This window comes from Actinokineospora sp. HUAS TT18 (assembly GCF_051364635.1).
Lineage (GTDB): Bacteria > Actinomycetota > Actinomycetes > Mycobacteriales > Pseudonocardiaceae > Actinokineospora.
In genome coordinates this window covers 1,436,195-1,448,899 of the sequence record NZ_CP195645.1, presented here as the reverse complement: position 1 = coordinate 1,448,899, position 12,705 = coordinate 1,436,195, and the positions used below count along the sequence as shown (strand labels likewise).

The 12,705-nt window shown below is 69.0% G+C and carries 11 protein-coding genes; 9 read left to right on the top strand and 2 right to left on the bottom strand.

Going from position 1 to position 12,705, the window contains the following annotated elements:
* Positions 1-8: 8 nt before the first annotated feature.
* Both ACSHT8_RS06385 and ACSHT8_RS06380 read left to right on the top strand, forming a co-directional pair.
* Positions 9-2,138 carry a fibronectin type III domain-containing protein gene (locus ACSHT8_RS06385; protein WP_436498622.1) on the top strand — a complete coding sequence of 710 codons (2,130 nt, stop codon included), beginning with the start codon at positions 9-11 and terminating at the stop codon, positions 2,136-2,138.
* Positions 2,139-2,200: 62 nt separating this feature from the next.
* A complete protein-coding gene (locus ACSHT8_RS06380; protein WP_436498620.1) occupies positions 2,201-2,470 on the top strand; it encodes a proprotein convertase P-domain-containing protein in 270 nt (89 codons plus the stop codon).
* 125 nt (positions 2,471-2,595) lie between these two features.
* Here the strand turns inward: ACSHT8_RS06380 and ACSHT8_RS06375 are convergent, their stop codons facing one another.
* On the bottom strand, positions 2,596-4,917 hold the full coding sequence (locus tag ACSHT8_RS06375; protein ID WP_436498618.1) for a family 20 glycosylhydrolase: 2,322 nt from the start codon (positions 4,915-4,917) through the stop codon (positions 2,596-2,598).
* 291 nt (positions 4,918-5,208) lie between these two features.
* On the opposite strand from ACSHT8_RS06375, the gene ACSHT8_RS06370 reads away from it, so the two are divergent.
* Positions 5,209-6,699 carry a hypothetical protein gene (locus ACSHT8_RS06370; RefSeq protein WP_436498616.1) on the top strand — a complete coding sequence of 497 codons (1,491 nt, stop codon included), beginning with the start codon at positions 5,209-5,211 and terminating at the stop codon, positions 6,697-6,699.
* Between the two features lie 69 nt (positions 6,700-6,768).
* Here ACSHT8_RS06370 and ACSHT8_RS06365 read toward each other — a convergent pair whose 3' ends face one another.
* Positions 6,769-7,035, bottom strand: coding sequence for a LapA family protein (locus ACSHT8_RS06365; protein ID WP_436498614.1), 267 nt, complete (start codon positions 7,033-7,035; stop codon positions 6,769-6,771).
* A 532-nt stretch (positions 7,036-7,567) separates the two neighbouring features.
* Here ACSHT8_RS06365 and ACSHT8_RS06360 point away from each other — a divergent pair.
* The 6 genes from ACSHT8_RS06360 to ACSHT8_RS06335 all read left to right on the top strand — a co-directional run bounded on the left by ACSHT8_RS06360 (position 7,568) and on the right by ACSHT8_RS06335 (position 12,677).
* Entirely contained in the window at positions 7,568-7,912 is a 345-nt protein-coding gene (locus ACSHT8_RS06360) for an STAS domain-containing protein (RefSeq protein WP_436498612.1), read from the top strand.
* Between the two features lie 6 nt (positions 7,913-7,918).
* Positions 7,919-8,611, top strand: coding sequence for a GAF and ANTAR domain-containing protein (locus ACSHT8_RS06355; protein ID WP_436498610.1), 693 nt, complete (start codon positions 7,919-7,921; stop codon positions 8,609-8,611).
* The gene (locus ACSHT8_RS06350; protein WP_436498608.1) at positions 8,608-9,354 is read left to right on the top strand and encodes a GAF and ANTAR domain-containing protein; all 747 of its coding nucleotides are present in this window, start codon (positions 8,608-8,610) and stop codon (positions 9,352-9,354) included. The genes ACSHT8_RS06355 and ACSHT8_RS06350 overlap by 4 nt, the downstream gene beginning before the upstream one ends.
* A gap of 110 nt (positions 9,355-9,464) precedes the next feature.
* Positions 9,465-10,319: a universal stress protein gene (locus ACSHT8_RS06345; protein ID WP_436498606.1), complete on the top strand. Its 855-nt coding sequence runs from the start codon at positions 9,465-9,467 to the stop codon at positions 10,317-10,319.
* 341 nt (positions 10,320-10,660) lie between these two features.
* A complete protein-coding gene (locus ACSHT8_RS06340) occupies positions 10,661-11,263 on the top strand; it encodes a hypothetical protein (protein WP_436498604.1) in 603 nt (200 codons plus the stop codon).
* Between the two features lie 31 nt (positions 11,264-11,294).
* Complete coding sequence (locus ACSHT8_RS06335; RefSeq protein ID WP_436498602.1) at positions 11,295-12,677, top strand: hypothetical protein; 1,383 nt, start codon at positions 11,295-11,297, stop codon at positions 12,675-12,677.
* Positions 12,678-12,705 lie beyond the last annotated feature (28 nt).

The window sequence follows — 12,705 nt, the reverse complement described above, 5'->3', positions numbered from 1 at the left end:
GGTCACGCATGCGATCGCGTGCGAAGATCCTTGGTCTGGTTGGCGCCGCGGCGCTCGGTGTGGCGGTGGTCTCGGCTTCCTATGTCGTGACCGGTTCCGCGGGCGCCGCTCAACCATCCACAGTAGAAGAGTTCCAGCCCGCGATGGTCGAGGGCGTCGCGAGAGACCTGCGCATGAGCGTCGATGAGGCGCGCAAGACGTTGCGGGAACAGGAAGCCGCCCGGGTGGTGCGCAAGCGCCTGCCACAGTCCCTTGTGGACCAGTCGGCGGGCATGTGGTTCGACGAGCGCACCGGGAAGCTCACCGTCGCCGTCACCGACCAGGCCGCGGCGAAAGCCGCGCGGGCCGCGGGCGCCGAAGCGAAGGTCGTCGGCCGCGGCCAGGCCGAACTGGACCGGATCACGGCGCGGGTGACCGCACTGGCCGCCGGGGTCCCCGGCGTGAACGGTCACGGCGTCGACGTCACCACGAACGACGTCTTGGTCCGGATCAACCGCACCAAGAAGACCCCTGTCACCGAGCGGTTCGTGGCGGCCGCGCGCGCACTGGGGGGAGTGCGGATCGAGGAGACCGACACGTCTCCGGTGCAGCAGGCCGGGGAGGTGAACCCCGGCGACGGCTGGTGGCCCGGGTCGGAGACCCCGTGTTCGGTCGGGGTCGGGGCGACGGACTCCGCGGGCACGAAGTACCTGGTGACCGCCGGACACTGCACCAACGACGTCAACCAGGCCGCGTACGGCCAGAGCGGCCAGCAGAACCGGCTGGGGACGGTCAACCCGGGCGGCGGCAAGAGCATCAACGGCCCCGAGGGCGACATGGGCCTGGTCGCGGTGACCGAGGCCGGGTGGACGCTGTCCGCCGCGGTCAACACGTGGGGCCAGCCCGCGGTGGCGGTCACCGGGTCGAAGGACGCGATCGTCGGCGAGACCGTGTGCCACTCCGGCAACACCGCGCCGAACTGGGAGTGCGGCCGGGTCACCAAGCTCAACCACACCATGGTCTACAACAACGGCAGCCTGACGATCAACGGCCTCACGGTCACCACCGCCTGTTCGCAGGGCGGCGACTCCGGCGGTGTGTGGCTGTCCGGCGACAAGGCTGTCGGCCTGCACGAGGGCGGTATCAACGGCAACAACTGCCCGACCGGTGACAACGCGGTGTTCCAGCCGCTCAACGAGGCCCTCACCAAGTGGAACCTGACGCTGTTCACCGGCGGCGACACCCAGGCACCCACCGCGCCGGGGAACGCGCGCTCGACCGGAACGACGACGAGCAGCGTGTCGTTGGCGTGGGACGCCTCGACCGACAACGTCGGCGTCACGGGCTACGAGGTGTTCAACGGCGGCAGCCTGGCCACGACCGTGACCGGGACCTCGGCGACGGTCAGCGGACTCGCCGCCGACACCTCCTACACCTTCACCGTCAAGGCGAAGGACGCCGCGGGCAACTCCTCGGCGGCGAGCGCGGCCGTCAGCGCCCGCACACAGCCGGGTGGTGGTGGCGACGACGAGCCGCCCACGACGCCGGGCAACCTGCGCGCCACCGGGGTCACCGACACGACCGCGTCGCTGAGCTGGGACGCCGCGGTCGACAACGTCGGGGTCACCGGCTATGACGTGTTCAACGGCACCACTCTTGCTGCCAGTGTGGCGGGCAGTTCGGCCACGGTGAGCGGGCTGACCGCGAACACGACCTACTCGTTCACCGTCCAGGCGAAGGACGCCGCGGGCAACAAGTCGAAGCCGACCGTGGCGCTGAGCGTGAAGACCACCGGCACCACCGGCGGACGCACCTTCTCCAACGACGCCGACTTCCCGATCCGGGACTTCCAGGTGCTCCAGAGCAAGGTCACCTCGACAGCCGCCGGAGCGGCGGCGAACCCGGTGACGGTGAAGGTCACCGCGACGCACACCTGCCTGCAGGACCTGCAGATCACGCTGGTCTCGCCCAGTGGCCGCTGGTACACGCTGCAGCGCTACGGCGACGGCGGCTGGCAGTGCACACCGTTCGGCGGACAGCGCACGTTCACGGTCGTGCCCGCGAGCGGCGAGGCCGCGTCCGGCCAGTGGACGCTGCGCATCGGCGACAACGGTCCGGGTGACACCGGTGTCCTCGACACCTGGTCCGTGACCGTCTGATCCACCGGGGTGAGGGGCTGGACACGCAAGGCCCCTCACCCCGGGTCCGATCGAGGAGAGCCATGTGGCGCCGAATCGCCGTCGTCATGGCTCTGGTCGCGACCCTGTTGCCAGGGGTCGGCCCGGCGAACGCGGTCAAGGGCGGTGAGCACACCACCCACGCGGAGTCGCCGCACAACCAGTCCGGTGGCAGCGCGGACAACATCGACCGCTCCTACTCGGTCAACCTGTCAGGCGAGAGCGCCAACGGCACGTGGAAGCCGCGCGTGCGGGACGTCTACCAGGCCGATGTCGGCACGATCGACACCTGGTCGCTCAACCTGACACCCTGACCGACTGGTCCGTAGGGCGGGCGCCGCACGGCACTGAGATCCGATGGGCGCCGTAACCGTCAATGGTGGCGGCGCCCATCGCCGTCGTCTGAGACGACATCACCCGCTGTGCGTTCCTTGGTCGCTCAGCTCGCCGGGGTGCCGAAGGCCCAGAACTCGTGCAGTGAGTAGCCCCAGCCGGTCTTGCGCTTGACGCCCTGCATTCGCACGTGGGTGACCGGGTCGGGCGCGTCGAGGGTGACGGACTCGACCGCGCAGTTCGACTGGTCCACTGTGGCCGCGTCGCGCCACGTCGTGCCGTCCGTGGAGACCTGGATCTTGTAGCGGGTCGCGCACGCGGGTTCCCAGAACAGCTTCACCGACGACACCTTCGCGGGCTGGGCCAGCTTGACCTGCACCCACTCCGCGTCGGTGTAGCCCGACGCCCACCGGGTGCCGAGGTCGCCGTCGTTGACGTTGCGGGCGGCCAGGCGGTCCAGGTTGAGTTCCACAGAGGACGCGGTGGCGGTGGCGTTCAGCGACAGGTGCTGGGAGCCCGGCGGCGCGGCCTCCACCGTCCGCACGGCGGCGAACGCCCGGGAGCCGACCCGGAAGCCGTGGCGCTGGCCTGCGAACTCGACCCGCGCGCGGGCGGTGCCGTTGCGCGCGTCGCGGTCGGCGGTGATCGTCCACGTCCAGCTGCCCGACTGGCCTGGTGCGAGCGCGTCGGGTCCGGCCACGGCCTGCTCGACGCGCACCCCGGGCAGGTCCAGCGTCACGGTCGCGGTGAGGTCGGCGACCGGGTTCACGCCCGTGTTGGTCAGCGTCGCGGTGAGCGTGGTGCTTTCGCCGCCCGCGAGAGCGGGCACGGCGCCGATGGCCGGGCTCAGGCCGCGGTCCCCGCCAGGCAGGGTGGTGGTCAGCCCCTCCATGCCCGGTCCGACGCCGACGTGGCCCGCGGTGGTCATGAACTGCTCGTAGGTCTGCCCGTCCACCTTGCCGCGCCACATCTTCTGCGCCAGCAGGCCGAAGGTCGGCTCGACGAGCCCGTGCACGTCCTCGGCGTCGTAGTCGGCGTGCACCAGGTCGTTCCACACCGCGGACATGGCGCCGCGCAGCAGCGGGTCCTTCGGGTCGACGGTCTGGTTCCCCGGGAACACGTGCGGCTCCCAGTTGGCGAACAGCCACGGCCCGTCGAGGCCCTTGCCGTGGTAGTAGTTCGCGAACGGCACGATGTAGAGCAGCGCGTCATTGGTGTTGATCAACGGGTAGCCGTCGGCGATGGTCGCCTTGGGGCCGTACCAGCCGTTGTTCCACGAGTGCATCGTGATGTCGCGGTCGTAGCCGGTGGCCCCGCCGGACATCACCGACAGGCTGCCCCAGGCCCGGACCTCCTTGCCCAGCCCGCGCACGTGCGCGGAGATCTCGTTGACGTAGTCGCGGTACTTCGCCGCGTGCGCCTTCGGGTACTCGTCGGCGCCGATGTGCAGCGCGGGGGAGCGGAACCACGGCGCGAACTCGTCGTAGACCTCCTTCATGAACTGCGTCGACCGCGGATTGTCCAGGTCGAGGTGGTCGGAGTTGCCGCCGTTGAGCCCCAGGGACGGGTCGAACTCGACGAACGCCCTGGCGTGCCCTGGCGCGTCGATCTCCGGGACGACGCTGACGAACCGCTGCGCGGCCACGTCCTCCAGCCGCTCCCAGTCCGCGCGGGTGAACGCGCCGTCCTCGGCGGCCAGACCCGCCCAGCGGGGGTTGTCGCTGGCCAGGCGGAACGCCGAGTACGCCTTGGACCAGTCGCCGCCCGGTGCCTGGATCTCGTTGTCGTTGAGGTGCAACTGGAACGTGTTGAGCTTGAACCAGCTCATGTGCCGCACGTAGTCGCGGACGAAGTCCTGGTCGAACCAGCGGCGGCCCAAGTCGAGCATGAACCCGCGCACCGCGACGTTGGGCCAGTCGACGACATGGCCCTTGGCGACACTGGCCTCGGCGCGGCCGTCGTGCCGCAGCATCTGCAGCAGGGTCCGGGTGGCCCAGTAGGCGCCGGTCGGCGTGCGGCTGGTCAGGGTCAGGCGGGTGTCGGCGCTGAGGCGGTAGCCCTCCTTCGCGGCGAGGTCGGTCGGGCCGACGTCGGCGGCGGCGTCGAGGTCGAGGCGGATGTCGCGGTCCTGCGCGGGGCCGCCGCCGACGGCGACCGGCCAGCCGGTCAGCTCGGCGAGGTCGGCGCGCAGGCTCTCGGCGACGCCCGCCAGCGCGCCGTTGTCGGCGGGATCGAGCACGATCCTGGTGTTGGGCCGCAACACAAGCCTGCCGGTTCCGCCGCTCCACTGCTGCAGTGCCGGGATGACGGCGGGGACGGAGTTCGGGGTCGGGGCGTCCGGCGCGGCCTGTGCCTGCGAGAGCCCCAGGGGGAACACGGAGAGGAGGGCGACCGAGAGCGCCACCCGCCGGAAAGTGGTCTGGACCATATCCGGAGACTGGGTCACCCAGGAGTGAAAGTCAAGGCTCACGCTGCGTAAAGATGGTTGCTAAGCGTGGTTTATGAGCATCTTCCTGCACATCTCCGGTGTCGGCGGCAGTCGTCGCGGGTAGGGGTTGACGCTGCCTCGGCAGGTATTTCCGGCCGCGTTCGGAGGAACGGTAGGGGTAGGAATTTCGCGATCTTGGATTCCGTGGCCGCGTGCCATAGTGAGATGAAGGCGCGCCCGACTCGACGTCGAGCAGTCGGACGCTCTATCTGTTGCCACAGAGGAGGAAGCGTGCGGTTCGGCGCTCTGATCCCATCCATTCCCTTCTCCACAAGGACTCCGCGAGCACTGGTCCGCGTGCTGGCGGTCGCGGTGTTCGCGCTGGCGATCATGCCCGCGGTGGGCAACCAACCGGCTCACGCCGCGGTGTCGAACCTGACCACGGCGCAGCGGCAGGCGTATCTGAACTACTACGCGCCGGTGATCTTCAAGCGGGCCAACGAGGACAACGGCCAGGACGGCCGCGACTGGCTGGCGAACTTCGACTTCGACCAGGACGGCAACTTCGCGACGAACCGGCTCCGCTGGCTGGAGAGCGAGCACTACGTGGCCGCCTCCGCCGCGCAGGCCACTACGAGCCCGTACGCCAGGTGGCGCATCCGCCCGACGCTCTACACCTCGCTGATCGAGTACACGACCGGCGGTGTCAAGTCGGTGGTGATGCTGTTCCACGTCTACAACGCGCAGGACAAGGAGGGATCCGCCATCCACGACTGGGAGCGGATCGAGATCGTCGTCCGCGGGGTCACCGGCACGCCAGGGGCGGTCGGCGAGTACGTGAACAACTCGACCATCACCCACCACCACGAGCACATCATCCGCAAGCGCGGGGACTCCGGCTTCAACTTCATGAACACCGCGACGGGACGCCACCTGATGGTGTGGCAGGCAGACGAAGCGGGCAGCGTACTCGGCACGCACGCGCACGAGCTGCGATATGTCAACGACTCCTACAGCTCCCTCATCAGCCAGTCGGTGACGAACGACGCCGAGGTCGAGATCAGCGGCAAGGACGAGAACAAGAACGTGCACTACATCTTCGTCCCGCAGGCGTCCTCGGCCGCGGTCAGCGCGTGGGGCGCGAAACCGCTGACCTTCGCCAACGCGTCGACGCTGATCGCCGGGCACGACAACGAACACACCGTCGACTGGTACCAGGCGAAGCGCCTCACCTACGAGCTGCAGGACATCGCCGACATGATCCCGACCCACTGGTCCCAGAACCCGGCGTGGTCCACGCACTGGCTGTCGTCGGCGCAGGACGACGTCGTGCTGGAGTCGCCGGTGACGAACGAGGCGGGCGCGGTGGAGGTCAGCACCGGCCGCCAGCGCTTCTACAGCAAGTCGCGGGACAACGGCGCGTCGGACCTGACCGACGGCCGCGAAGGGCTCATCCACAAGGGCTGGCTCTACGGCGCGTACTCCGCCGAGGCCGACGAGGACATCGAGGGGTCGTCCGACGACTTCCCCGCCTACGGCGGCACCGGCAAGGACAGCTCCGGCTGGACCCGCCAGCTGGCCAGCGGGCGCTCGGATTCGCCCAACTCGTACTGGTGGCAGCACGACTTCTTCGTCCACGACGGAACCGTCAACACCAGCGGCTCGACCGAGAACGGCCAATGGCTCCGCGGCGCCTGGTACACCGCCGCGAACGGCGGGTTCGACGGCCGCTGGGTCCAGCTCTTCGACGACCGCGCCGGCCAGGAAGCCGCGATCCCCTGATGTCCCTTCTGGCGAAAGGCCGCTTCCCTTCGCGGGAAGCGGCCTTTGTCGTGACGGGGCGGGCTTGCGCTATCGCTGTCTGGTGGGCTTGACCGTCCGGCCTCGAACGAGGCGACGCAGTTGGGTGATGCGTGCCGTGCCGATGATCAGGGTGAGCAGGACTGAGCCCACCGCGGCGATCAGCAGCGCCACCGCCAGCGAGGTGCTGGTCGTCATCCAGAGGAAGTTGATCTCGGTGGTGCGGGTGTTCTGCACCAGGAAGATGATCAGGGCGATGGAGATGAGCGTGCCCGCGCTGATCGCCGCCCATGCCGTCCCGGTGCGTGTGCGGGGCACGCGGGTGGATTGCTCGGCGGGCTGGATCGCCGGTTCAGGCCCCACTGGAGGAGGCGTCGGGTCGAATTCTGGCTGGACCCTCGGGCGGTGGGGGAGCGAGGACATGAGTCGATGCTTCTTTCGAGGCGGTGGCCGGAGGGGCTCGCATCTCGGGATGGGATGTCGTCATGTCCGGATATCGTCGAGTCTAGTCGCCGTCGGTGTCCCCCGCAGGCCTCGTGGTGGGCTACGCTGAGGGTGCATCACCCGATGACGGCATTCCGTCGAGTCCATGGGGACCCGGCTGGGAGCCGGTCGTGGTGGTTAGAGCTTCGCTCCGGACCTTGGCGACGCACGCGTCGGCTCGTTGACGCGTCAAGGGAAGCCGTGGGCATCAACCCCCAGCAGGCCGGTCCCTCGTCCAGCCACCGTGTCCGTATCCGCCGGTGTCGGTTTCTCCAGAGCCGATCCACCAAGGAGTCACCGTGAGCACGAGCGTCAACGGATGACCGCCGTCCGGTCCGCGTCGACAGACCGACCCTCAACAGAACCGATGACCCACGCCACGGCCGCGTCGAACGCGCTGGTGGTCGCGGTACACGGCGAGGTGGACCTGCGCACCGTCCCGCGGCTGCGGGACGAACTCATGGCACACCTGCGCCAGACCGGCCCCCGGCTGATCGTCGACCTCACCGAGGTCGGATTCCTCGGCGCGTCCGGTCTGACCGTGCTGCTCGCTGTCCGCGAGGCGGCCGTCGCCAAGGGGACCACGTTGTTCCTGGTCGCACACGCCCGCCCGGTGCTGCGGCTGCTGACCGTGGCCGGGCTGGACGGCGTGTTCGACGTCGAGCCCGACCTCGCCCGCGCGCTCACGTGCCCCGCCGGTCCGGACAGGTGACACCACATGCGCAACGCGAGGGTCGCCGAGATCCTGTCAGCGATCACCGATGGCGAGCACACCGCGCTGCCCGCCAGGCTGTGCGCGCAGTGCTTGTCGGTGCTGCCCGTCAGCGGTGTCGGTTTCGCGCTGATGACCGCTGACGGGCCCAGTGGCGTGGTGCTCGCCGCGACCGACGCGCGGGCCGAACAGTTGGAGGAGCTGCAGTTCGCCCTCGGTGAGGGCCCGTGTGTGGAGGCCTCCGACAGCGGTCGCGCGGTGCTCGAACCGGACCTCGGCGCCGACGGGCCCACACGTTGGCCGCGGTTCGGCGCCGCGGTGCGCCGAGCGGGTGTCCAGGCCATCTTCGCCTTCCCGCTGCGGGTCGGCGCCATCCGCGTCGGCGTCCTGGATCTCTACCGCGACACCCCAGGCCGCCTGACCACCCCGGAACTCGCCGACGCGTTGGCCTACGCCGACGCGGCGACCGTGGTCGTCCTGCACCTGCAGGACCGCCACAACGGGCTCGTCGGACCGATCGACGACAGAGCGGAGGTGCACCAGGCCACGGGGATGATGACGATCCAGCTCGGCGTCCCGCTCGCCGAGGCCCTGCTGCGGCTGCGCGCCCACGCGTACTCTTCAGGTCGGACGGTGTCCGCCGTCGCCGCCGACGTCGTCAACCGGCGGATGTCCTTTGATGACAGTGAGTCCTCATGACGAGCCGAGAGCAGTTGCTCGCCAGCACGTTCGTGGACCTGGCCGACACACTGGTCGCCGACTTCGACGTCATCGAGTTCTTGCACACGCTGGCCAGCCGCAGCGTGGAACTCCTCAGCGCCGACGCCGCCGGGATCATGCTCGCCGACCAGCAGGGCGCCCTGCACGTCATGGCGTCCTCGACCGAGGAAGCGCGCCTGCTGGAGCTTTACGAACTGCAGAACAACGAAGGTCCGTGCCTGGACTGCTGGCGGTCCGGCCGCCCGGTGGCCCGCGCCGACCTCCCCGCGATGCGCGCGACCTGGCCCGCGTTCACCCAACGCCTGGAAGAGCTCGGATTCCGCTCGGCGCAGGCGCTCCCGATGCGGCTGCGCACGCAGACCATCGGCGCGTTGAACCTGTTCCGCACCCGCCCGGGCACGCTCAGCGCCGCCGACCTCGGTACCGGCCAGGCGATGGCCGATGTCGCCACCGTCGGGCTGATCCAGGAACGCGCGATCGCGGCGGGCGAACTGCTCGCCACCCAGCTGCAGACGGCCCTCACCAGCCGCGTCCAACTGGAACAGGCCAAAGGCGTCCTCGCGCAGCAGGCCGACCTGCCCATGGACCGGGCGTTCCAGGTCATGCGCGACTACGCCCGCAGTCACAACCGCAGGCTCAGCGACGTCGCCGCCCAGATCGTCGACGGAACGATCGACGAAGCACAGCTCCGACGGAAGCCGCGGCCAGGCGCCCGGGACTGAGCCGACCCGACCGCGGCCCATAAGCCTGCCCGGTGCGGAGGCTCTGGTGGGAACCCTACGACAAGCGACAACCTCGGTCCTTAGTGGACAATCGAGCCGAAGGGAATCTCATGACCATTCCGGACCGTGCGATCGTGGTCGGTGTCGACGGATCAGCCTCGGCGGTCGGCGCTACCAGGTGGGCCGCGGCGGAGTCGGTGCGGCGCGCGCTGCCGCTGCACCTGGTCGCCGTCTACACCTGGCCGGTGTCGGGGTACCCCGAGGCCCTGGTCGCCGCCCATCAACTGCACGCCGCGCTTGTGGCCAAAGCCCACGCGGACCTGGCCGAGGCGCGAGAGGCGGTGGCCGGTGTCGAGGTCACAGACGAAGCGGTCGGGGGAAACCCGTCGTCGGTGCTGCTGGCGAGGTCGGAGCGCGCGAGTCTGGTCGTCGTCGGGTCGCGTGGACTCGGCGGGTTCAGCGGGCTGCTGGTGGGGTCGACGGCGGTCGCGATCGCCGGACACGCGACGTGCCCGGTGATCGTGGTGCGCGGCGACGGCACCTCCGACAGCGGCCCGGTCGTGGTCGGTGCGGACGGCTCACCGCTGAGCGAGCGGGCCGTTGGGTTCGCCTTCGAGGAAGCGTCGACGCGCGGCGCGGAGCTGCGCGCGGTTCTCGCGTGGAGCGACTGGCCGGTCGAGCCGGTGTTCTCCCTCGACACCTACGTCGACGAGGCCGAGACGCTGCTGGTCCAGCGGCTGGCGGGCTGGCAGGAGAAGTACCCGGATGTCGTGGTGACCCGCGTGGTGCGCCGGTCCAGGCCCGCGAAGCTACTGCTCAAGCAGGCCGAGGGCGCCCAACTGGTGGTGGTGGGCTGCCGCGGCCGGGGCGGATTCACCGGGCTGACCATGGGGTCGACCAGTCAAGCACTGATCCACCACGCGCCTTGCCCGGTCGCTGTGCTCCACGGACCTGATTCCAAGTAAGAATCAAGTATTGCGCGAGTCGCCGACGGGCATCCTGGGCCGGATTCAGGTCAACGCTCGCGCGATAGGCGAGAGTTCTCCAAAATATTGCTGACATTGCGCCACCTGAGGCGCGATCGCGCATTTTGCCTGGTCAGTGCGACCTGAATAGCCCAAAGAATACTCTTGCGCCACCATTGTTGATCGCCTTTTGATCTTATTATTCAGGCAAACGGTCGCAATGGGTTACGATCTTCTCCAACGGATGAACCGCGGTCGAATTGGTAACGTGGACTAACGGGTATCCGATGAAGCTAATACGAGCGAACATGGGTCAAAATTGAGAGTCGACCCGTGCGCTCTTGCCGGAAATGCAGCGATCATTTCCGATCGCCTGTTCGATCATCATCGCGGGCGACTTTCTGGCATCGGCGGCTCGTGAATCCACGACGGGCCCTTCCGTCGCGCATCGACAAGATTCGGGAGATCACATGAGGTCCACAGTCACGCGTCGCACCACAGTCATCATCGCCACTGTCGCCACCGTCGTCGTCGGCGGCGGTATCGCCTATGCGTACTGGTCATCGACCGGATACGGGAGCGGCTCGGCGACCACCGGTACGAGCAGTGCGTTCGTCGTATCGAGTTCTCCGCCGACAGGTGCCGCGCTCACTCCTGGCGGTCCCACCCAGACCATGTCGTTCACGGTGACCAACCCGAGTTCGGGCAGTCAGACCCTGGCGAATGTCGCGATCTCCGTGGCGAACACCGACGGCACCGCGTGGACCGCGGTCGAGGGTTGTTCTGCCCTGGACTACGCCGTGGGCGTGCCGACGATCGCCTATGGCCCGATCGCCCCGTCAGGCATGGTGACGGGCACCGTAACGATCGGGATGAACAACCTGGACAGCAACCAGGACGCCTGTCAGGGCATCACCGCTCCGCTCTACATCGTCGCGAGCTGACCGCGCTTCCCAGCGAAAGCAGAGGTATGAGATGAACGGTGTGCGGAGACGCGGTCCGCTGGTGCTGAGCGGTCTGCTGGGGGTGGCCGTCATGGCGGCCACCCCCGCCTTCGCCTCCTGGTCGTCCACCGGCATCGGCGCGGCGGGCGCGATGACGGGCGCCCTGGCCGCGCCGACGAATGTCTCGGTTCCCGCGTTCAGTTCGCCGAACGTGCTGGTCGGGTGGACGGCATCGTCCGGCGCCACTACGCCATCCGGGTACTACGTGACCCGAACGGCGGGTGGCGGCCCGGTCGCGGCGTGCGCCAGCAGCCCGAGTTCGCTGATCGGCGGGACCTCGTGCACCGACACGGGGGTGGCGAACGGCGCTTACACCTACGCCGTCACCGCGGTCTATCGGACGTGGACGGCGCTCAGTACGGCAGGCGCGAGTGTCACGGTCACCACCGCCACCGCTTTGGCGTTCTCCGGGCAACCATCCACTGTGGCGGCCCTGGTGGCGATCACTCCTGCGGTCGCCGTGCGACTCAAGAACTCGGTCGGCACCCCGGTGTCCACCGCCGGAGTCTCGGTGACGATCGCTATCGGCACCAACCCCAGTGGCGGCACGCTTTCGGGAACCGCGACGGCGGTGACCAACGAGTCCGGCGTGGCCACCTTCGCCGGACTCTCGATCAACAAGGCGGGCGCGGGATACACGTTGACGGCGACCGCCCCCGGGATGGCGTCGGCGACCAGTTCGACGTTCATCGTCACCTTCGGAACGGCGACCCAGCTCGCGGTCACCCAGTCGCCGACCGACTCGTTCGCAAGCACTTTGTTCTTCAGCCAGCCGGTGGTCACCATCCAGGACGCGGCGGGCAACACCGTCACCAACGCGACTACCACGGTCACGGTCACCGCGGTCGCCGAAGCCGGGCTCACCTGCGCGGCCAAGGCGGCGGTGAACGGGATCGCGACCTTCACCGGATGCCTCGCCGCCAATGTGGGGACCTACACCCTCACGTCGGGCGCGGGCGGTCTGGCCCCGGCGGCCAGTGCGTCGTTCGCCGTCGTCGCCGCACCGACGAACCTGGCATGGAGCGGTCCCACCGCGGCGTCGTGCTTGTCCGCGAACGGCACTTCGTTCGCCCTGGAGTATGGGATCTGTGGTGTCCTCACCGTCTCGTTCACCGCGGGCGTCAGCTTGACGAACGGGAGCGGCGCGGTACTGACCAACCTCGGTCCCGCCGTCACCGTGGCACTCGCGGGCGTGAACGGCGGTCTCACCACGGCGACCCTGTCGATCCCGCACGGAGCGACTGTCTCGACCACGACCGTCACCTTCACTCTCGGCGTGCTCGCAGGCAGTGGCGGGATCACCGCGAGCCTGGCGGGAAAGACGTCCGCGACCGCGACGCTCGCCCGGCTTTGACCAACGCCCGGCCACTGAGAGGAGTAAC